The following is a 21,136-nucleotide window of genomic DNA, read 5'->3' on the forward strand; positions in this document are numbered from 1 at the left end:
CAGCAAGAGACGTTATTATATTACCTGTTCTCGCCCAGTTGAGTGGTCATTGTGTCCCGCATTTTTACTCTTTTTGTCGGTTTCTGCCTTGCCGCTGTCGTGACCGTGCCCGCCCAGGCCGAGGTTCGCGTGCTCACCAGCATCAAGCCCCTGCAGCTGATTGCCGCCGCCGTGCAGGACGGCCTGGGCACGCCTGAAGTGCTGCTGCCGCCGGGCGCCTCGCCGCACCACTACGCCCTGCGCCCCTCGGACGTGCGCCGGGTGGCCGATGCCGACCTGCTGTACTGGATCGGCCCGGACATGGAAGGCTTCCTGCCGCGCGTGGTGGCTACCCGTGGCAAGCCTACGGTGACCATCCAGGACATGGCCGGCCTGAAACTGCGCCACTTCACCGCGGACAGCCAGTCCCACGAGGAAGCCGACCCGGACGAGCATGACCACGACCACCGCCCCGGCAGCCTGGACTCGCACCTGTGGCTGTCGACCTTCAATGCCCGGGTGATTGCCGCGCGCATGGCCGCCGACCTGAGCAAGGCCGACCCGGCTAACGCCGCGCGCTACGCCGGCAACCTCAAGGCCTTCGACGGCCGCCTGGACGCGCTGGATGGCCGCCTGAAGTCGCGCCTGGCCGGCGTGGCCGGCAAGCCGTTCTTCGTGTTCCACGAGGGCTTCGACTACTTCGAGGATGAGTTCGGGGTCAAGCACACCGGCGTGTTCAGCGTGGCCGCCGAAGTGCAGCCGGGCGCCCAGCACGTGGCCGCCATGCGTGCGCGGTTGCAGGAAGTGGGCAAGTCGTGTGTGTTCAGCGAGCCGCCGGCACGGCCGCGCCTGGCCGAGACGCTGACGGCAGGGTTGCCGGTGCGCCTGGCGGAGCTGGATGGCCTGGGTGGTTTTGCCGAGGCGTCGTCGCAGGGCTATGAGCAGTTGATGGAGAAGCTGGGCAACGATTTGGCGGGTTGCCTGGAGCAGCTCTGAGTGTGTGGGAGCTGGCTTGCCAGCGAGCTTTTGAGGGCCTGAAAAGCTCGCTGGCAAGCCAGCTCCCACACGGTTGGGTTACAACGCGAACGGCAGCGCCACGCTGACCTGCTGGCGCAACGCCAGGCGGTGTTCGAACTCCGCCGGGTCGTGGATCAACACATCCATCCCCGCGAACGCCTGCGCCGCCACCAGGCGCGACAGCCAGAAGCGCACGCAGGCCACGCGCAGCATCACCGGCCACAGCTCGGCCTCCGCCGCCGTGAACGGCCGCAGCGCCGCATAAGCCCCCAGCATCGCCCGCGCACGCGGCGCGTCCAGCGCGCCGGCGGCGTCCGAGCACCAGTCGTTCAGGCTGATGGCCAGGTCGTACAGCATCGGCCCGGAGCAGGCGTTGTAGAAGTCGATCACGCCCGTCAGGTGGGTGCCCTCGAACATGGCGTTGTCGCGGAACAGGTCGGCGTGCAGGTTGGCGCGTGGCAGGGCCAGGATCTGCGCCTTGTGCGCCTTGATCTCTTCCAGCGCGCTGCGCAGCAGGGCAGCGGCCTCGCTACCCAGCTGGCTGATCTGGCGCTCGCCCTCTTCCAGCATCCAGTCCAGGCCACGGTCGGTCTTGCGCTCGAGCACGTGGTCGCGGGTGGCCAGGTGGATGTGGCTGATCAGCTCGCCCATCTGCACGCAGTGCTGGCTGTTGGGTTCCTTGATGTGCTTGCCCGGCAGGCGCGGTTGCAGCAGCGCCGGCTTGCCGGCCAGTTCGCGCAGGGCCACGCCGTCGGTAGTGCGCAGCGCGTACGGCACCGGCAGGTTGGCCTCGTGCAGCACGTCCAGCAGTTCCACGAAGTACGGCAGGTCCTGCACCGGGCCGCGTTCCACCAGGGTCAGGACGTACTCGCCCTGTTCCAGGCTGATGAAGAAATTGCTGTTCTCGGTACCGGCGGCAATGCCCTGGAAGTCGCGAAGACGGCCCAGGCCGTAAGGTGCGAGAAAGGTTTCAAGCTCAGGCCGCGACAGGGGTGTAAACACTGACATGAAAAATTTGCCCATACTGGCACCCCGTCGGGGTGCCCGGTTGAAGTTAAGGTTGAGTCATTTCCATTCGAAGATCTTCCATGCCGGAATCAGCATGTCCGGCTGATCAGACCGGATGTAGTTGGCATCGGTACCGTCGGCGCGAACCAGAAAGTACGGCTTGCCGTGTTTCGGGGTGATCTTGATCGCGTACAGGAAGCCATTCTGCCGGTATTCCTGGACTGTTTTGTCGCCTTCCTGGCGAATGGTGACATCCGGATCAGCCGTTACACCTTCATCCGCGGCCATCACGGCCATCGGACAGGCGATCAACAGACTGGCCAGCAACAAGCGTTTAGCGGTTCGCATGATAACCTTGTCCCTTTGTCGTCAATGTTCCGGACATTCTAGCGCCGGACCCGCCGAAAAGGTTGATTCTGCTCATGAGCAAAGCTCCCCTCGTCCTGGTGGACGGTTCTTCCTACCTGTATCGGGCGTTCCATGCGCTGCCACCACTGACCACCTCCAAGGGAATGCCGACCGGCGCGGTCAAGGGCGTGCTGAACATGCTCAAGAGCCTGCGCAAGCAGTACCCCGACAGCCCGTTCGCCGTGGTGTTCGACGCCAAGGGCGGCACGTTCCGCGATGAAATGTTCGCCGACTACAAGGCCAACCGCCCGAGCATGCCCGACGACCTGCGCGTGCAGGTCGAGCCGCTGCACGCCAGCGTGCGCGCCCTGGGCTACCCGCTGCTGTGCGTGGACAACGTGGAGGCCGACGACGTCATCGGCACCCTGGCCCGCAGCAGCGCCGCCGCCGACCGCCCGGTGATCATCTCCACCGGCGACAAGGACATGGCCCAGCTGGTGGATGGCCACGTGACCCTGGTCAACACCATGACCGGCAGCGTCATGGACATCGAAGGCGTGAAGGAAAAATTCGGCGTGGGGCCGGAGCACATTATCGACTATCTCGCCCTGATGGGCGACAAAGTCGACAACATCCCCGGCGTTCCCGGTGTGGGCGAGAAAACGGCCGTGGGCCTGCTGGTGGGTATCGGTGGCGGCCTGAAGGAGCTTTACGAGAACCTCGACAAGGTCCCTGCCCTGCCGATTCGCGGCGCGAAGAACCTGCCGGCCAAGCTTGAAGAGCACAAGGACATGGCGTTCCTGTCCTATCAGCTGGCCACCATCAAGATCGACGTCGCGCTCGACGTGGAAGTGGAAGCCCTGGTGTGCGGCGAGCCGGACCGCGAGGCCCTGGTGGAGCTGTACACCGAGCTGGAATTCAAGAGCTGGATCGATGAGGTGCAGCGCGACGCCAAGCGCGCCGGCCAGGAAGTGGTGGCCGAGGCCGCCCCGGTGGCTGCGGTGGAAACCCGCTACGAAACCATCCTCGACCAGGCGCGTTTCGATGCGTGGTTGGAAAAACTGAACCAGGCCGAGCTGTTCGCCTTCGACACCGAGACCACTGGCCTGGACGCCCAGAAGGCGCAGCTGGTAGGCCTGTCGTTCGCCGTGCAGCCTCACGAAGCGGCCTACATCCCGCTGACCCATTCCTACATGGGCGCTCCCGAGCAGCTGGACCGCGACACCGTGCTGCGCGCGCTCAAGCCGCTGCTGGAGGACCCGGCCAAGGCCAAGGTCGGCCAGAACGCCAAGTACGACATGAACATCCTGGCCAACTGCGCCATCGGCGGCGACCCGGCCCAGGGCATCAGCGTGCAGGGCGTGAAGTTCGACACCATGCTCGAATCCTACGTGCTGGACTCCACCGCTACCCGCCATGACATGGACAGCCTGGCGGCCAAGTACCTGGGCCACACCACCATCACCTTCGAGCAGATCGCCGGCAAGGGCGCCAAGCAGCTGACCTTCGACCAGATTCCCCTGGAACAGGCCGGCCCCTATGCGGCGGAAGACGCCGACGTGACCCTGCGCCTGCACCAGCTGTTCCAGGCCAAGCTGGCCGCGGCGCCAAGCCTGATCAACGTGGTGGATAACATCGAGATGCCGCTGGTGCCGGTGCTGGCCAAGATCGAGCGCCAGGGCGCGCTGGTCGATGCTGCGCTGCTGGGCGTGCAGAGCGGCGAGCTGGGCGGGAAGCTGGCCGAGCTGGAGCGCCAGGCCTACGAGATCGCCGGTGAGGAGTTCAACCTCGGTTCGCCAAAACAGCTGGGCGTGATTCTCTACGACAAGCTGGGCATGCCGGTGCTCAACAAGACCGCCAAGGGCCAGGCGTCCACCGCCGAGGCGGTGCTGGCGGAGTTGGCCGAGCAGGACTTCCCGCTGCCCAAGGTGCTGATGCAGTACCGCTCGCTGAGCAAGCTCAAGAGCACCTACACCGACCGCCTGCCGGAGCAGATCAACCCGCGCACCGGGCGTATCCACACCTCCTACCACCAGGCGGTGGCCGCCACCGGCCGCCTGTCGTCCAGCGACCCGAACCTGCAGAACATCCCTATCCGCACCGCCGAAGGCCGGCGCATCCGCCAAGCCTTCGTGGCGCCGGCGGGCTACAAGCTGCTGGCGGCGGACTATTCGCAGATCGAACTGCGCATCATGGCCCACCTGGCCAAGGACGAAGGCCTGCTGCACGCCTTCCAGAACAACCTCGACGTGCACCGTGCCACGGCTGCGGAAGTGTTTGGCGTGGCGCTGGAGCAGGTCACCATCGACCAGCGCCGCAGCGCCAAGGCCATCAACTTCGGCCTGATCTACGGCATGAGCGCCTTCGGCCTGGCCAAGCAGATTGGCGTCGACAACAAGCAGGCCAAGGAATACATCGACCGCTACTTCGCCCGCTACCCCGGCGTGCTGGCCTACATGGAGCGCACGCGCACCCAGGCCGCCGAGCAAGGCTACGTGGAAACCCTGTTTGGCCGCCGCCTGTACCTGGCCGACATCAACGCCAAGAACCCGGCCCTGCGCAAGGGCGCCGAGCGTACCGCCATCAACGCGCCAATGCAGGGCACGGCGGCGGACATCATCAAGCGCGCCATGGTGGCCGTGGATGGCTGGCTGGGCGAGTCGGGCCTGGACGCCCGGGTGATCCTGCAGGTACACGACGAACTGGTGCTGGAAGTGCGCGAAGACCTGGTCGAGCAGGTCAGCGAGCAGATCCGCCCGCACATGAGCGGTGCCGCCGAACTGGATGTGCCGTTGCTGGTGGAAGTGGGTGTGGGCAATAACTGGGACGAGGCGCACTGATAGCGGTGCGTTCGGACGCGGCCTTTGGCCGCTGCTACGGGGCGATGCGCCGACCTACGTAGCAGCAACTGTCTTTGTGGGAGCTGGCTTGCCAGCGAGTTTGTAGGGCCTCAACAGCTCGCTGGCAAGCCAGCTCCCACAACAACGTAGCAGCGGCCGAAGGCCGCGTCTAAGCACGCACCCGCTTAGGACAATAAGTTTTGAGCGCCCCGGGAACTAAACCTGTCAAACCCGACTCAGAGTACCTGAATGGCTGGTGAAGCCGTTCGATGCTCCTATGTTGTGTTAAGTGTTGGCAGATATCTGGACCCCGCCCTAGCGGTCCGGAACTTGGACCCCGAACTTCCCCTCCCCATACGAAGTCCGGGGTTTTTTTTGCCTGGAATTCAGCCTTCGACCTTGTCCGGCAGTTCCATCCAGCGCGCCAGCACGGCGTAGGCGTCTTCCAGGCCCATGCGCTTGGGCGCCGAGAACAGCTGGATGCTGACCGCATCACCCCAGCCCTTGCGAATTTCCGACTGCACCTTGAGCAAGGTGTTCTTGGCCGCGCCGTAGGTCAGCTTGTCGGCCTTGGTCAGCAGGATGTGCATGGGCATGTGGCTGGCCACCGACCAGTCGAGCATCAGCTGGTCGAAGTCGGTCATCGGGTGGCGGATGTCCATCATCAGGATCAGGCCCTTGAGGCTCTCGCGGCTGCCCAGGTACGCCTCGAGGTGGCGCTGCCAGTGCTGCTTGAGCGGGATTGGCACCTTGGCGTAGCCGTAGCCGGGCAAGTCCACCAGGCGGCGTTCCTCGTCCAGCTGGAAGAAGTTCAGCAGCTGCGTGCGCCCCGGGGTCTTGGATGTGCGCGCCAGGCTGGCGTGGGTCAGGGTGTTCAGGGCGCTGGACTTGCCGGCGTTGGAGCGGCCGGCGAAGGCCACTTCAAAGCCTTCGTCGTCGGGGCACTGGTCGACCTTGGCGGCGCTGAGCGAGAAGGTAGCCTGTTGGCACAGACCGAGGATGGGGTTTTTGACTTGCATGTGATTTCCGCTGTGGGGCGACGCCGGGCAAGGGCCCTGGCAGGCGGGTCGTTTCCGCTTCGCTGACGTCGGTAGTATATAATGCCGTAGATTTCGTGTGTGCTTTGTCCCGTTGCCGGGGACACACCTTGGGGGCATCTCTGTCGTAGTTGCGCATTAGAACGCAAATTTCCCCAACCCTGAACCTCTCGTTTCAGGACGAAACAGCGGCTTGCTGCTAGCGTCTTTGATGTAATACAGGGTTTCAAGGCTATGCCGCCGCGTGGATTGTGCACGGACTGCAGTGCCGAAGACTACAAGACCGTAATCCACTGGATGAGCGGCCCAAGCCTGCGGCACAGATCTATCACCCTTAGCCGTAGTTGGATTAGCTGATGAAAAAAATAATAGTAAGTCTGCTTGTGACCGCAGCAGGGCTGACCGGCATGGCCCATGCGGCGGGTGACCCGGCTGCCGGGCAGGCCAAGGCGGCGGTCTGTGGTGCCTGCCACGGGCCGGACGGCAACAGCATGGCGCCCAACTTCCCGAAACTGGCCGGCCAGGGCCAGCGCTACCTGGACAAACAGCTGCACGACATCAAGTCGGGCAAGCGCCAGGTGCCCGAGATGACTGGCCTGCTGACCAACCTCAGCGACCAGGACCTGGCTGACCTTGCCGCCTATTTCAACAGCCAGAACGGCAGCGTCGGCGCCGCCGACCCCAACCTGGTGGCCAAGGGCGAGGCGCTGTTCCGCGGCGGCAAGCTGGATAGCGGGATGCCGGCCTGCACCGGCTGCCACTCGCCCAACGGCGTCGGCAACCCCATGGCTGGCTTCCCGCACCTGGGCGGCCAGCATGCGCAGTACGTGACCAAGCAGCTCACTGACTTCCGCGAGGGCAACCGCACCAACGACGGTGACACCATGGTCATGCGCAGCATCGCCGCCAAGCTCAGCAACAAGGACATCGAGGCCCTGGCGTCCTACGTGCAGGGCCTGCACTGAAGCGCTTGTCTTGCCTTGAAATGAAACAATTAAAAAGGGCGGCCATGGCTGCCCTTTTTCATGAAGTCTGCCGTTACACTAGCGAACTGAACCCTTCGGCAACGGGTCTCACGGCCCGTCGCCGCATGGCGATCCCTTTTTGCTCAGGAGTAAAGCATGCGTAATCTGATCCTCGGCGCCGCGCTGGTCGCAGCCAGCCTGTTCGGCATGACCGCCCAAGCCGCCGATGCCCCGCTGGAAGCGGGCAAGCAATACGTGGAACTGACCAGCCCGGTGCCGGTCGCCCAGCCTGGCAAGATCGAAGTGGTCGAAATGTTCTGGTACGGCTGCCCGCACTGCTACGCCTTCGAGCCAACCATCAACCCATGGATCGAGAAGCTGCCGGCTGACGTGCACTTCATCCGTATCCCTGCCATGTTTGGCGGCCCGTGGGACCTGCACGGCCAACTGTTCATCACCCTCGACATGATGGGTGTGGAGCACAAGGTGCACTCGGCCGTGTTCGACGCCATCCAGAAACAAGGCAAGCGCCTGACCGACCCTGAGCAGATGGCCGACTTCGTCGCCACCCAGGGCGTGGATCGCGCCAAGTTCCTGGAAACCTACAAATCGTTCGCGGTGCAGGGCAAGGTCAAGCAGTACAAAGACCTGGCCGTGGCCTACGGTGTGCAGGGCGTGCCGACCATGATCGTCAACGGCAAGTACCGTTTTGACCTTGGCACTGCAGGTGGCCCTGAAGAAACGCTGAAAGTGGCCGATGCACTGATTGCCAAAGAACGTGCAGCCAACAAGAGCGCTGCCAACTAACCTCAGGTGACCTGTGCGCCGCTGGAGAACCGAACGTGTCGTTGGCCTGCGTGATCCGCGGGTCAACGAGCATCATGTAAACACCAGCGGCCTCCCCGAGGATGGCCGGCTGCGCCTGCTCAGTTTCAACATCCAGGTTGGCATCAGCACCGAACGCTACCGCCACTACCTGACGCGCAGCTGGCAACACCTGTTGCCGCACACCGGCCGCACCAACAACCTGCAGAAGATCGGCAGCCTGCTCGCTGACTTCGACCTGGTGGCCCTGCAGGAGGTGGACGGCGGCAGCATTCGCTCCGGTTACGTCAACCAGGTCGAATACCTGGCCCACCTGGGCGCCTTCCCCTACTGGTACCAGCAACTCAACCGCAACCTTGGCCGCCTGGCCCAGCACAGCAACGGCATTCTCAGCCGCCTGCGCCCCTCGAGCCTGGAAGACCACCCGTTGCCCGGCCCGGCCGGCCGCGGTGCCATCCTGGCGCGCTTTGGCGAGGGTGACGAGGCGCTGGTGGTGGTCATGATGCACCTGGCCCTGGGCACGCGTACCCGGGCGCGGCAACTGGCCTACATTCGCGAACTGATTGGCGGCTACAAGCACCAGATCCTCATGGGCGACATGAACACCCATGCCAGCGACCTGCTGCAGCATTCGCCCCTGCGCGACCTGGGCCTGCTGGCGCCCCAGGCCGAAGCCACGTTTCCCAGCTGGCAGCCCAAGCGTTGCCTTGATCATATTTTGCTCAGCCCCAGCCTGACCCTTGAACGGGTGCAGGTGCTGGCCCAACCCATTTCCGATCATCTGCCCGTGGCGGTAGAGATCCGCTTGCCCGACACCCTCGTGGCCGATGCGCTGCCGGCGCTTCTCCCCTCACCTCGCAGACCCTTGGCATGACCGAAGAAGCCCAGCGCTGGAAAGAGAAGTACCTCAAGAGTATTGAACAGCAGGAGAAACTGGAGCGCCGCTGGAATGCGCGGCTCGACCTGTTGCGCCGCGGCCTGGTGCGCAGCACCCTGGCTGCCGAGGGTACCGACAAGGCCGTGGACCAGTGCATGAAGGAAATGCGCGAGGTGGTGCGCACCGACGACATGGACGCCGGGCTGGCCGCACTGATTCCACGCCTGGAAAAGGCCGTGCTGGATTCCGAACAGCGCCGCGAAACCCGTGTCACCCAGATCAGCACTGCACTGACCGCGCTGGTCGACCAATTGCAGACGCTGCCGCTGCCCCGCGATGTCAGCAAGCCGCTGAAGAAGTTTGCCAAGCAGCTGGAGGAACGCGCCGGCCAGGCGCGGGAGATTCCGCTGCTGCTCAGTGAACTCAGTGGCCTGCAAGGCCAGGCCCTGGCGGGCATTGAGCATACCGCCGACTCGCAGCGCCAGGGGCTGTTCCAGCGCCTGTTCGGTGGCCGTGACGCCGAGCAGCCGGAAGCCGTGCCAGAGCCTTCGCCTGTGCAGCCACAGCCCGTCGCTGCTGCCGCCCCGGCCGTGGTGGAGGCGCCGCCGGTTGAGGTGCTTGATGTTGCGCCGGCAGCTGAAACCCCAGCCCTGGCGCCGCAACCTGCACCGACGCCTGTTGAAGTGGCTGCACCTGAGCCCGCGCCCCAACTACAGCCCCTGCTGCAGCCGGCCCAGCCCCCGGAGCCCGACGAGTCAGTGGCGCAGCCGGTCGACGAGCAGCCGGCCCTGCAGGTGCAGCCCTTCGTACCCACGGTGCTGGCCGCCGCCAGCGAGCCGCCCGCCGCTGCCCCCGAGGTCGCGCCGCCGGTGTTCATCGACCGCCTGCCGCTGCCTTCGGTAATGGCCGAGGCGATCGCCGCCATCGATCCCCAGGAGCCTGGCGAGGAGCTGCTGTACGCCCTGCCCCCCTCGCCAGAACCGTCCTACAGCTCGGTGGCCGCGCACATCGAAGAAACCCTGCTGGGGCTGCTCAACGACCTGACGCTACCGGAACGGCATCGCCCGCAGGCCGAGGCCATGCAGGACCGGCTGCGCCACGGGCTGAACTGGTACGAGTTGCTGCCGATTCTCGACGACCTGGCCACCCTGATGCTGGCCATCAACGACAGCGGCCAGCATGATTTCGAGCTGTACCTCAAGCAGTTGAACGAGCGCCTGGATACCTTCCAGAACCATCTGCAGGCGGCCAGCGAAGGCCATGCCGACAGCCGCTCGGCCGCCCGCGAGCTGGACAACCAGTTGCGCGAGCACGTCGATGGCATGCAGACCAGCATGCAGGGCGCCACCGACGTGGCCAGCCTCAAGCAGGTCCTGGAACAGCGTCTGGAAGGCCTGATCGGCACCATTGATGCCCACCAGCAGCAACGCGACCAGCGCGAGCAGGAAATCGCCACGCGCCTGCAAGGCCTGGCCGAACGCGTGGCCAGCATGGAAGGCGAAGCCCAGGGCTACCGCGAGCACCTGGAAGAGCAGCGCCAGAAGGCGCTGATCGACCCGCTCACCGGCCTGCCCAACCGCGCGGCCTGGACCGAGCGCCTGGAGCAGGCCGTGGCCCTGCGCCAGGAGGACGGCAGCGAGCTGCTGCTGGCGATGCTGGACCTGGATCACTTCAAGTCCATCAACGACAGCTACGGCCACCTGGCCGGCGACAAGGTGCTGAAGATCATCGCCAACGAACTGCGCAAGCGCCTGCGGCCCATGGACTTCATGGCACGCTTTGGTGGTGAGGAGTTCGTCATGTTGATCCCGCACACCTCCATGATCGAAGGCGTGCGCCTGGTGGAAACCCTGCGCGCGGCGGTGGAAGCCTGCCCGTTCCACTTTAAGGGCCAGCGCGTGACCATCACCATTTCCATCGGCCTCGCCGGCTTCCGTGGCGGCGAGCGCAGCGAACTGGTGCTCAAGCGCGCCGACGAAGCCCTGTACCGCGCCAAGGCGGCTGGCCGCAACCGCGTGCTCCACGCCTGACGCCCCCGTAGCAGCAACTGTCTTGTGGGAGCTGGCTTGCCAGCGAGCTTTTAGGCCCCAACAACTCGCTGGCAAGCCAGCTCCCACAGGATGTAGCAGCTGCCGCAGGCTGCGTCTTGCATGCGCGGTGCCTCAGGCTCACAGCGGCGGCCATGACGCGGCCTTTGGCCGCTGCTACGGGGTTGTGGTGGCGGTGTGTTATACTATTGCATTACTGCCCACCAAGTTGCCGCCCACCTTTATGAAATTCCTCGGCTGTGCCCTGCTGTTGCTCGCGTTGGCGGGCTGTACCAACGGTCTGCGTATCGACCACAGTCATCCCTCGGTCAACCATGACAGCCGGATTCAGTTCGTGGTGCTGCACTACACCTCGGCCTCGGACGAGCGCTCGCTGGCGCTGCTGACCCACGGCGAGGTCAGCGCCCATTACCTGGTGGGCCTCAACCCGCCCACGGTCTACCAGCTGGTGGATGAAGGCCAGCGCGCCTGGCACGCCGGTGAAAGCGAGTGGGATGGCCGCACCTGGCTCAACTCCAGCTCCATCGGCATCGAGATCGTCAATCCAGGCTTCACCGACGGCCCCAATGGCCGGCTCTGGTACCCCTACACCGAGGCCCAGATCCAGGCCGTGGAAGCGCTGCTCAAGGACATCGTCAAGCGCTACAACATCGAACCACGGCACATCATCGGCCACAGCGACATCGCCCCCCTGCGCAAGCAGGACCCGGGCCCGCTGTTCCCCTGGAAGCGCCTGGCCGACGAAGGCCTGGGCATCTGGCCCGACGCCGGCGCCGTGGCGCGCAACAAGGCCCGTTTCGAGGTCAACCCGCCGAGCATGACCTGGTACCAGCAGCAGCTGTCGCGGCTGGGCTACATGACCGTGCAGACCGGCCAGTTGGACGTCACCACCCGCCACGTCATCGCCGCGTTCCAGATGCACTTCCGCCCGGCCCGCTTCGACGGCGAGCCCGACGCCGAAACCGCCGCCATCCTGCAGGCGCTCAACAGCCAGCGCTGAGTTGCCCAGCTCCGCCCAACGGCAAGGCTAAATCCCGTCCAGTTGCTATACCTCAAGGTGAGCAACTGGATATTCACCCATGTCTTCCGCCTACGTGCGTCTTCGCAGCGCCCTTTATCGTCCCTGGTTAATGGCGACGCTGGCGGCTGTCGCGTGCGCGGCGCTGTTGCTCAGCGCCAGTTTCGGGCTGGTGATGCACCAGGTCCAGCAGACTGAAATCGAGCAGATGAATGCCCGTGGCGACCGTTTCCTCGACCGCCTGGAGCAGATCTTCGGCCAGCTGCGCGAGAGCGTCGACCTGCTCAACGAACAGAACCTGCGCGGCTGCGGGCCGGCGATGACGGCGGCCCTGCAACAGGTGGGCTTCGACAACCGCTTCGTCTACGACGCGGTCTACAACGATGGCGAGCAAAGCTGCTCCAGCCGCCCGGCCGAGGCTGGCACCCTGGCCATGCGTGCCCCGGACATCAAGGGCCCGACCTACAGCTATTGGCTCAACACCACCACCCAGCCCGACGATAACCTCGCCGCCCTGCGCCTGGGCCGGGGGCCGTTCAGCGTGTCCACCTCCCGCGGGCACCTCACCGACGTGGTCGACCTGGCACCCGGCGGCAGCCTGCTGGTGGTACTCGACAAGGGCAAGCGCGCAGTGCCGGTGCTGGGCCCGGCCCAGGCCTGGCCGCCAGCCAGCGATTGGCCGCCGCCCTCGCAACAGCCGCTGCTGGTGACCCGCGACAGCCTGATCTACCGCATGTTCACCAAGTCGCCGGACTACCAGCTGGTGTTGATCGCACCGCGGACCAACCTGCTGCCGAAAATGAACGCGGCCTTGTGGGCGCTGTTCCCCGGCAGCCTGCTGCTGGCCGGGTTCGTGGGCTGGATGGTGCTTGAACTGGTGCACGAACGCCGCTCCCTGAGCAATGAACTGCAGGGGGCGTTGCGCCGGGGCGAGCTGAAGGTGCTGTACCAACCGATCTTCGACCTCAACAGCCGACGATGCGTGGGCGCCGAGGCGCTGGTGCGCTGGCGTCGCCCGGATGGCACGCTGACCAGCCCCGATCTGTTCATCCCCATGGCGGAGAACACCGGCCAGATTCGCGAAATCACCGATTTTGTCCTGCAACAGCTGTTGGAACAGTTAGGCCAGCTGCTTCGTGCCAACCCCCACCTGTATGTCTCGGTGAACCTGGCGGCCGTCGACGTGATGGTGCCGCGCATTGGCCGCGTGGTCGCACGGCTGCTGGCCCAGCACCGGGTGTCGGCGCACCAGATTGCCTTCGAAGTGACCGAGCGCGGCCTGATTGACGTGGTGGTGGCGCGTGACAACCTGCAAGCCTTGCGGGACGTGGGCCATCAAGTGCTGATCGACGACTTCGGCACCGGCTATTGCAGCCTGGCCTACCTGCAGACGCTGCCGGTGGACTGCCTGAAAATCGACAAGGCGTTCATCGACGCCCTGGGCCATGACGCCGCCAGCAGCGGCGTGGCCCCGCACATCATTCGCATGGCCCACGCGTTGCAGCTGCGGGTGATTGCCGAGGGCATCGAGCTGGAGGCCCAGGCGCTGCTGCTGAGCAGTGAAGGGGTAAACTACGGCCAGGGCTGGCTGTTTGCCCACCCGCTCAACGCGCGGCAGTTCAGCGAACTGGTGACCCGCGGCCGGCGCCTGGCCGGCCGGCGCATTGACGACGAGGCCTAGAGCGGCAGGGTCATGTAGAACTGCGTGCCCTGCCCCGGGCGCGAATACACGCCCATGCGCCCGCCGTGCAGCTGCACGATCTCCTTGCACAGCGCCAGGCCGAGGCCGGCGCCGCCTTTCTTGCGGCCCACCTGCACGAAAGGCTCGAAAATGCGCCCCTGCTGGCCGTAAGCAATGCCCTCGCCGTTGTCTTCGACGCTGATGATCACCCGTTCGGCATGGCGCCGCGCCTGCAGGCGAATGCGCCCGCTGTGGGGGGTGTGGCGCAGGGCGTTGTCCAGCAGGTTGTCGAGCACGCGGTCCAGCTGGGCCTGGTCGGCGTGCAGGCGCGGCAGGGCGTCCTGGTGTTCGATCACCAGGTCGATATCGTTCTCCCGCGCCTGCTCGGTGAAGCGCTGCTGGGCACGGCTGAGCAGGTCGTCGATGGCGCACGGCCCGCGGGTGAGCTTCTGCAGGCCGTTCTGGTAGCGGGAGAAGTTCAGCAGGTCGTTGATCAGCTGCATCAGCCGCTGCATCTCTTCTTTCACCGTGTCGAAGAGGTCGGCCTCGCGGGAGTCGGGGGCGAAGTGCACCCGCTCCTGCAGCAGGCCGAAGGCCATGTGCATGCCGGTGACCGGGGTGCGCAGCTCGTGGGAGGCGCGCAGCACGAACTCGCTGCGCACCCGCTCGAAGGCGCGCTGCTCGGTGACGTCGTGCAGCACCATCACCGCGCCGAGGATATGCCCCTCGGTGTGGCTGACCGGGGTCAGGCTGTAGGCCAGCAGGCGGGTTTCGCCGTCCAGCTCGAAGCTCAGGTCTTCCAGCGCCCGCTCCAGGCTGCCGCCGCGCAGGATCAGCTTCAGTTGCGTGTCCATCTCCGGGCGCTGCAAGGCTTCGCCCAGGCCCATGCCCACGCGGTCATTTTCCCAGCCCAATTGCCGCTGGGCTACCGGGTTGAGGTGCTCCAGGCGGCCGTCGCGGTCAATCATCAGCAGGCCGTCGTCGATGCTGTCGAGCACCGCCTGCAGGCGTTGCTGGCCGGCCAGCAGTTCGTCGACGTTGGTTTCCTGGTGCTTGCGCAGCACCTGGGCCATGGTGTCGAAGCGCTGGGTCAGTTGGTTGAGCTCGGCCGCCGAAGACTGGGGCAAGGCCACATCGAAGTTGCCCTGGCTGATGTTGTCGGCAGCGGTGGCCAGCGCCTCGATGGGCTCGCCGAAGCGCCGGGCGATGTTGTGCGCGGTAAAGAAGCCGATCAACATCACCGCCAGGCCCACCAGCCCCAGCAGCGCCGAGACCATGACCGCACGTTCATGGGTGCTTTCCTGGGCGCTATTGATGTTGTCCAGCGCCTGCTTGTGGGCGTCGAGCATGCCGTTGCGCAGGGCGTTGAGGGCGTCGCTGAAGGCTGGGTTGTCGCTGATGTCGCCGTCCTGGGCGATGGCCTGCTGGTAGGCGGCCAGGAAGCGCTGGTAGTCGCGGGCGGTCTGGGTGAAACCGGCGGGCTGGTCATGCTCCTGCTCATGGGCCAGGCCCTGGCTGATCAGGTCCTGGAATTGCTGCTGGGAGTTGGCCAGGGCGTTCTTGTCGGACTGCTCGTTGAGCATCATGATCAACTGGTCGCCCAGGTTCTGGCGCAGCTTGAGCCCCAGGTCCAGGGAGACGAAGTTGTAGTGCACCAGGCCTTCCTGGGACCTGGCCAGCTGCATCACGCTGACCAACCCCAGGGCAAGGCCCAGCAAGGCCACGGTGATCAGCGCCGAGAAGCTGAGAAACAGCCGGGTCCGCAACTTCATCGGCAACCTCACAGGTTGTACTGTTTGCGTTTGCGATACAGCGTCGAGGCGTCGATGCCCAGGGTCTTGGCCGCCTGGTCCAGGGTGTCGCTGGTGGCCAGCACGGCGCCGATGTGGGCTTTTTCCAGCTCATCCAGGCTCAGCGCCGCGCCAATGCGCGGGGCATTGTTGGCCGGTTGCTCGGCCATGCCCAGGTGGCTGACTTCCACGCGTTCCTGGGCACAGATGATGCTGGCGCGTTCCACCACGTTGCGCAGTTCGCGGATGTTGCCTGGCCAACGATAGTTGAGCAGCGCCGCCCGTGCCTCCTCGCTGAAGCCGCGCGCGGGGCGGGCGTATTCCTTGACGAAGCGCGCCAGGAAGCGGTCGGCCAGGGTCAGGATGTCCTCGCTGCGCTCGCGCAGGGGCGGCAGGTGCAGGGTGATGACGTTGAGGCGGTACAGCAGGTCTTCGCGGAAGCGCCCTTCGCGCACCATGTCCTCGAGGTTGAGGTTGGTGGCGGCGAGGATGCGCACGTCGGCGCGGCGGGTGACCGGGTCGCCCACGCGCTCGTATTCCTTGTCCTGGATGAAGCGCAGCAGCTTGGGCTGCAAGGTCAGCGGGAAGTCGCCGATCTCGTCGAGGAACAGGGTGCCGCCGTCGGCCTGGTTGACCCGGCCCAGGGTGCTTTCGCTGGCGCCGGTGAAGGCGCCGCGGCTGTGGCCGAACAGCTCGCTTTCCATTAGCTCGGCGGTCAACGACGGGCAGTTGATGGTCACGCAGGCTTTTTTCGCGCGCTTGCTCCAGCCGTGGATGGCACGGGCCAGCTCGCCTTTACCCGTGCCCGACTCACCCAGGATGAGGATGTTGGCGTCGGTATTGGCCACCTGGCGGGCGGTCTCCAGCACCACCATCATGGCCGGGCTATGGGAGTCCAGGCCGTCCTTGGGTTTGCGCACCTCGCCTTCCAGCGCTTCCAGGCGGGCCGACAGCTGGCGCACTTCCAGCTGCTTGGCGGTGGCCAGGCGCAGTTGGTCTGGGCTGCAGGGCTTGACCAGGTAATCGGCGGCGCCGGCCTGGATGGCGTCCACGGCGGTGTCCACCGCCGAGTGGGCGGTGACGATCACCACGCGCATCCACGGCGCCTGGATGCGCATCTGCGCCAGTACGTCCAGGCCGTTGTCCTCGCCCAGGCGCAAGTCCAGGAAGCACAAGTCGAACACCTGGCGCTGCATCAGCGCGTCAGCCTGCGCCGCACTGTTGGCGGTGGCGACGCTGTAGCCTTCGTCTTCCAGGCAGTAACGGAAGGTGCGAAGGATGGCGGACTCATCATCCACCAAGAGGATTCGGCCTTGGTGTTCCGTGCCAGCTTCCATTTTCCTACGCTCCTTTAAGAATTGTCTTGGGTTAGTGTCAGAATAATCGGGCAAGTTGCATGGTCAATTCTGATTCATTCGGCGACCTGCATGGTAACTATCTGTTGATAACTGCACTAACCCACTGGTTCCCAAAGAAAAAATAGAAAATTAAGCCCTTGGCATGGCCGTTGCGGGTCTCACCCGACCGTCTGTAATAAGGAGCTTTGTCATGAATGCCCTCAAACGCCTGGCCCTGGCCTGTTCACTGGGCGCCGTGCTGGCGCCCGCCATGAGCCACGCCGCGACCCTCGACACCAACCAGGTCAGCAGCCAACTGCAAGCCGCCCGGCAGGAAGGGTCGATCTGGACGGCCTTCGCCCTCAACCGTCACCTGAGCCCGTTCAAGATCGACGTCAGCGTCGCCAACGGGGTAGCGACGCTCAAGGGCCAGGTAGAGAACGAGGTGGACCGCGACCTGGCCGAGCAGATTGCCGCGCAGACCTCCGGCATCACCAAGGTCGACAATCTGCTGACCGTGGACCCGACCCTGGCCAACCAGCCGCCCGTGCAGAAGCGCATCGCCCAGCGTTTCGATGACGCCACCCTGACCGCCACCATCAAGTCCAAGCTGCTGTGGAACAGCGCCACCCAGGCGCTGGACACCGAGGTGGACACCCAGAACGGCGTGGTGACCCTGAAGGGCCAGGCGCAGACCGCCGACGCCAAGCAGATGGCCGGCGACCTTGCGCAGAACACCGAGGGCGTGACCCAGGTGAACAACCTGATCAGCCTGGGTGCCGCCGACACCCAGACCACCCAGGCCGAAGCCCAGGCCAAGACCACCGAGGCCTCCATCAGCGATGCGTGGATCACCAGCAAGGTCAAGGCCAGCCTTCTATATAGCCGCGACGTGGATGGCATCAACATCAAGGTCGACACCAAAAGCGGCATGGTCACCCTGGGCGGCGTGGTGGCCAGCACCGAAGAGAAGGCCCAGGCGGTGGAAATCGCCCGCAACATTCGCGGCGTGCGCGGGGTGGACGCCGACCTGCTCAAGGTAGCCGGCAAGAGCACCGGCTGAGCCCATCGTGCAAAACGCCCGAGCAACCTGTGGCCATCGTGCAGGTTGCTCGCCACAGGGTCTTGTTTCTACGTCTTAACCACCTGATTTCATTGAAATTTTTCTTAATTTAAAACTGGCACGCTGTCTGCAATATCCCTATCAAGCAGTGATGATCATCAAACCAAGAGGAGTTACAGGATGAGCCGCCAATGTCTAGCCCATTTGCCGATCTCTTCCCAGCAGATCCAACAGGGTCTGTCCGTGACCCTTGCTTTGATGATCACCCTGCTTGCCGGCCAGTTTTATCAGCACTGGCATGAAGGCCACGAGGCGCAATTGGCCCAGGCCCATCCGGCAATCAGCTACCCGCATTTCAATGCCGTCAGCGCCGGCGCCGCCCACCCGTCCCAAGACACGGCCTTGCTGCAACGGGCCGAGAGCAACGACCAGGTGGAGCGGCACCAGAGCTGGGTGTTCTAGATGAAGCCTCGCCCCTGGCGAGATCGCAGTAGGCAGCACCCCATTTAAAAAACGGTAAGGAGAGTCACCATGTTGAGTTGGGCAGTCACATTCCTGATCATCGCCATCATCGCTGCAGTACTGGGCTTCGGTGGTATCGCTGGCGCCGCGACCGGGATCGCCAAGATCCTGTTCATCGTCTTCCTGGTGCTGTTCGTGGCCTCCTTCATCTTTGGCCGTCGCGGCCGAGGCTGACGCCAATGAAAGGCATGACCTTCAAGGCCGCCACCGTGGCCCTGCTTTTGGGCTGCGGTGGCATGGCGGTGGCGGCCAATGACGGCCAGGTGCAGGTCAACGGCTTGTTGAGCAGCGACCCGCAGTACCGCGACACATGGCAAGGCGTCGTCAGGAAAGAGGAACGGGTGCCCGATTGGGTGCTGAACCTCACGGGCGTCTCCGAGCAGCAGATGTCGGCCGTGGAAGAAGGTGGCGACAAGTACCTGGTGGGCCCGCTGTGCGAAAGCCAGCAGGTCTGCAAGAACCACCGGCTGATTGTTGCCTTCAGTTGGAACAAGAAGCACGCGTACGGCATGTTGGTGGACGTCCCCGAGGGGCTGCCTGCGGACAAGTCGCTGACCCGCCACGCCGACTACCGTTGGCTGGGCAAGCCGGACCAGGGCATGCAAGCCCTGTTGATGGAGCAACTTAAAAAGGACCCGAACTGGTACTGACCAGTGGTTTCCAAAGAAGCTGAACCTTTTCAACGATTTAGCTTCTACTAACTGCGCCCGCCCGAGGAGGGCCGACGCATGACCAAGGGGCCGGGACGCTTTGATTGCCGCATGATCGGAGTGACCTAGGGGTACAGGGAGTGCCTCCAGCCGTGGGCCAGGTCAGGAGAAAGCTGCGACGGAAGTCCGCGTGCCAGCAATGGCCGGACTTCCGGAGAGCTTGAAACTTGAAAGAACCGCCAGGTGAGCTTCGGCGGTTTTTTTGCGTTTGGTCGGCTGGTAAGGGCTTCAGGCAGGGACTTTTTGTCGCAGCACCCTTGACCATCTATCGCGATTTTTTTCCCTCTTGCGCCACCGTCGCCGCGCGAAAAGCGCGTTCGGATTGTCGAACAATGCTCGGCCGACCCCCCGTTTAAAGGGGCGTATCGGCTGATTGGGTGCCGTTTCGGCCACCGTCGATAATCCGAACGGGTGTAGAGCAACCCGTTGTGACGTCCGTTCGACACAAAAAATATCATGCCGATTCGGCATAGGGTAGGCGTTTACGGCATTAGACGTCGCGAGCCTGCATCGGAATAGTTGCGCCTTTTTTCGATGGCCAGAGCCGCATGGGCTCGGTCGCGAAAACCTTCTACGGGGGCATCCGCAGACCTGCCTGAACGAGCTTGCAAGGCTCAAGCCTGCGGGTTACGGCGGATCTAACGCAGATGTCCCGGATTCACTTGAAGCAAGGGTAATAATATGAAGAAGGCAAAACTCAGCCTCGCCTGGCAGATCCTCATCGGTCTGGTACTGGGCATTGCATTGGGCGCGTTGCTCAACCACTTCAGTGCCGAAAAGGCCTGGTGGATCAGTAACGTCCTGCAACCGGCTGGTGACATCTTCATTCGCCTGATCAAGATGATCGTTATCCCGATCGTGATTTCGTCACTGGTCGTCGGTATCGCCGGAGTGGGCGACGCGAAGAAGCTGGGCCGCATCGGCCTCAAGACCATCCTGTATTTCGAGGTGGTGACCACCATCGCGATCGTCGTGGGCCTGCTGCTGGCCAACGTGTTCCACCCTGGAACCGGCATCGACATGAGCACCCTGGGTACCGTGGACATCTCGCAATACGAGAAGACCACCTCCGAGGTGCAGCATGACCACGCGTTCATCGCCACCATCCTCAACCTGATCCCGTCGAACATCTTCGCGGCCATCGCCCGTGGCGACATGCTGCCGATCATCTTCTTCTCGGTGTTCTTCGGCCTGGGCCTGTCGAGCCTGCCGGGTGAAACCCGCGAGCCGCTGGTGAAGATCTTCCAGGGCGTGTCGGAGACCATGTTCAAGGTCACCCACATGATCATGAACTATGCGCCGATCGGTGTGTTCGCCCTGATCGCGGTGACCGTGGCCAACTTCGGCTTCGGTTCGCTGCTGCCGCTGGCCAAGCTGGTGATCCTGGTCTACGTCGCCATCCTGTTCTTCGCCATTGCCGTGCTGGGCCTGGTGGCCAAGCTGTTCGGCTTCTCGGTGTTCAAGCTGTTCCGCATCTTCAAGGATGAGCTGGTACTGGCCTACTCCACCGCCAGCTCCGAGACCGTGCTGCCGCGCGTGATCGAGAAGATGGAAGCCTACGGCGCGCCGAAGGCCATCAGCAGCTTCGTGGTGCCGACCGGCTACTCGTTCAACCTCGACGGTTCGACCCTGTACCAGAGCATCGCGGCCATCTTCATCGCCCAGCTGTACGGCATCGACCTGTCGATCAGCCAGCAGGTGATGCTGGTGCTGACCCTGATGGTCACCTCCAAGGGTATCGCCGGCGTGCCGGGCGTGTCCTTCGTGGTACTGCTGGCCACCCTGGGCAGCGTGGGCATCCCGCTGGAAGGCCTGGCCTTCATCGCCGGTGTCGACCGCATCATGGACATGGCCCGTACCGCACTGAACGTGATCGGCAACGCCCTGGCCGTGCTGGTCATCTCGCGCTGGGAAGGCATGTACGACGACGCCAAGGGCGCGCGCTACTGGAACTCGCTGCCGCACTGGCGCAGCAAGACAGCCGCTGCCGGCAAGGCTGTCGCCGAGTAACCGCGTTTCGGAAACATCTGCAAACCCCGACCCCCGTGTCGGGGTTTGTCGTTTCTGGACG

The 21,136-nt window shown here is 64.3% G+C and carries 18 protein-coding genes and 1 pseudogene; 14 read left to right on the top strand and 5 right to left on the bottom strand.

Annotation, left to right across the window (positions count from 1 at the left end):
* The first annotated feature begins 51 nt into the window (after positions 1-51).
* Positions 52-975 carry a zinc ABC transporter substrate-binding protein gene (locus tag RAM80_RS17445; protein WP_416421733.1) on the top strand — a complete coding sequence of 308 codons (924 nt, stop codon included), beginning with the start codon at positions 52-54 and terminating at the stop codon, positions 973-975.
* Between the two features lie 78 nt (positions 976-1,053).
* Here RAM80_RS17445 and RAM80_RS17450 read toward each other — a convergent pair whose 3' ends face one another.
* Both RAM80_RS17450 and RAM80_RS17455 read right to left on the bottom strand, forming a co-directional pair.
* A complete protein-coding gene (locus RAM80_RS17450) occupies positions 1,054-2,004 on the bottom strand; it encodes a homoserine kinase (RefSeq protein WP_416421734.1) in 951 nt (316 codons plus the stop codon).
* A 57-nt stretch (positions 2,005-2,061) separates the two neighbouring features.
* Positions 2,062-2,352, bottom strand: a complete 291-nt coding sequence (locus RAM80_RS17455; RefSeq protein WP_416421735.1) for a DUF2782 domain-containing protein — start codon at positions 2,350-2,352, stop codon at positions 2,062-2,064.
* A 74-nt stretch (positions 2,353-2,426) separates the two neighbouring features.
* Between RAM80_RS17455 and polA the strand changes: the two genes are divergently transcribed.
* Positions 2,427-5,192 (top strand): DNA polymerase I, encoded by a 2,766-nt coding sequence (gene polA / locus RAM80_RS17460; protein ID WP_416421736.1) that lies wholly within the window; start codon positions 2,427-2,429, stop codon positions 5,190-5,192.
* Between the two features lie 386 nt (positions 5,193-5,578).
* On the opposite strand, the gene yihA is transcribed toward polA, so the two are convergent.
* Positions 5,579-6,211 (bottom strand): ribosome biogenesis GTP-binding protein YihA/YsxC, encoded by a 633-nt coding sequence (gene yihA, locus RAM80_RS17465; protein WP_416421737.1) that lies wholly within the window; start codon positions 6,209-6,211, stop codon positions 5,579-5,581.
* Positions 6,212-6,442: 231 nt separating this feature from the next.
* Between yihA and RAM80_RS17470 the strand changes: the two are divergent.
* From RAM80_RS17470 to RAM80_RS17500, 7 genes and pseudogenes are all read left to right on the top strand, one after another.
* Positions 6,443-6,586: pseudogene (locus RAM80_RS17470) on the top strand (hypothetical protein); the annotation flags it as partial.
* Positions 6,586-7,194, top strand: a complete 609-nt coding sequence (locus RAM80_RS17475) for a c-type cytochrome (RefSeq protein WP_416421738.1) — start codon at positions 6,586-6,588, stop codon at positions 7,192-7,194. The pseudogene RAM80_RS17470 and the gene RAM80_RS17475, both read left to right, overlap by 1 nt.
* A 156-nt stretch (positions 7,195-7,350) precedes the next feature.
* On the top strand, positions 7,351-8,001 hold the full coding sequence (locus tag RAM80_RS17480) for a thiol:disulfide interchange protein DsbA/DsbL (protein WP_416421739.1): 651 nt from the start codon (positions 7,351-7,353) through the stop codon (positions 7,999-8,001).
* Between the two features lie 13 nt (positions 8,002-8,014).
* Entirely contained in the window at positions 8,015-8,893 is an 879-nt protein-coding gene (locus RAM80_RS17485; protein WP_416421740.1) for an endonuclease/exonuclease/phosphatase family protein, read from the top strand.
* Positions 8,890-10,926, top strand: a complete 2,037-nt coding sequence (locus tag RAM80_RS17490) for a diguanylate cyclase (protein ID WP_416421741.1) — start codon at positions 8,890-8,892, stop codon at positions 10,924-10,926. Before RAM80_RS17485 ends, RAM80_RS17490 begins: the two co-directional genes overlap by 4 nt.
* Before the next feature lie 241 nt (positions 10,927-11,167).
* A complete protein-coding gene (locus RAM80_RS17495) occupies positions 11,168-11,944 on the top strand; it encodes an N-acetylmuramoyl-L-alanine amidase (RefSeq protein ID WP_416421742.1) in 777 nt (258 codons plus the stop codon).
* A gap of 79 nt (positions 11,945-12,023) precedes the next feature.
* Positions 12,024-13,643: an EAL domain-containing protein gene (locus RAM80_RS17500; RefSeq protein WP_416421743.1), complete on the top strand. Its 1,620-nt coding sequence runs from the start codon at positions 12,024-12,026 to the stop codon at positions 13,641-13,643.
* On the opposite strand, the gene RAM80_RS17505 is transcribed toward RAM80_RS17500, so the two are convergent.
* Both RAM80_RS17505 and algB read right to left on the bottom strand, forming a co-directional pair.
* A complete protein-coding gene (locus RAM80_RS17505) occupies positions 13,640-15,427 on the bottom strand; it encodes a KinB sensor domain-containing domain (RefSeq protein WP_416421744.1) in 1,788 nt (595 codons plus the stop codon). The genes RAM80_RS17500 and RAM80_RS17505 overlap by 4 nt on opposite strands.
* On the bottom strand, positions 15,424-16,770 hold the full coding sequence (gene algB / locus RAM80_RS17510) for a sigma-54-dependent response regulator transcription factor AlgB (protein WP_416421745.1): 1,347 nt from the start codon (positions 16,768-16,770) through the stop codon (positions 15,424-15,426). The genes RAM80_RS17505 and algB overlap by 4 nt, the downstream gene beginning before the upstream one ends.
* Before the next feature lie 211 nt (positions 16,771-16,981).
* On the opposite strand from algB, the gene RAM80_RS17515 reads away from it, so the two are divergent.
* The 5 genes from RAM80_RS17515 to gltP all read left to right on the top strand — a co-directional run bounded on the left by RAM80_RS17515 (position 16,982) and on the right by gltP (position 21,075).
* The gene (locus RAM80_RS17515) at positions 16,982-17,833 is read left to right on the top strand and encodes a BON domain-containing protein (protein ID WP_416421746.1); all 852 of its coding nucleotides are present in this window, start codon (positions 16,982-16,984) and stop codon (positions 17,831-17,833) included.
* 243 nt (positions 17,834-18,076) lie between these two features.
* The gene (locus tag RAM80_RS17520) at positions 18,077-18,295 is read left to right on the top strand and encodes a hypothetical protein (protein WP_416421747.1); all 219 of its coding nucleotides are present in this window, start codon (positions 18,077-18,079) and stop codon (positions 18,293-18,295) included.
* Positions 18,296-18,364: 69 nt separating this feature from the next.
* The gene (locus RAM80_RS17525) at positions 18,365-18,529 is read left to right on the top strand and encodes a DUF1328 domain-containing protein (protein ID WP_027981030.1); all 165 of its coding nucleotides are present in this window, start codon (positions 18,365-18,367) and stop codon (positions 18,527-18,529) included.
* Between the two features lie 5 nt (positions 18,530-18,534).
* Positions 18,535-19,005, top strand: coding sequence for an inhibitor of vertebrate lysozyme family protein (locus RAM80_RS17530; RefSeq protein ID WP_416421748.1), 471 nt, complete (start codon positions 18,535-18,537; stop codon positions 19,003-19,005).
* Positions 19,006-19,746: 741 nt separating this feature from the next.
* A complete protein-coding gene (gene gltP / locus RAM80_RS17535) occupies positions 19,747-21,075 on the top strand; it encodes a glutamate/aspartate:proton symporter GltP (protein ID WP_416421749.1) in 1,329 nt (442 codons plus the stop codon).
* The last annotated feature ends 61 nt before the right edge of the window (positions 21,076-21,136 follow it).

The organism is Pseudomonas sp. App30 (assembly GCF_047947025.1).
Taxonomy (GTDB): domain Bacteria; phylum Pseudomonadota; class Gammaproteobacteria; order Pseudomonadales; family Pseudomonadaceae; genus Aquipseudomonas.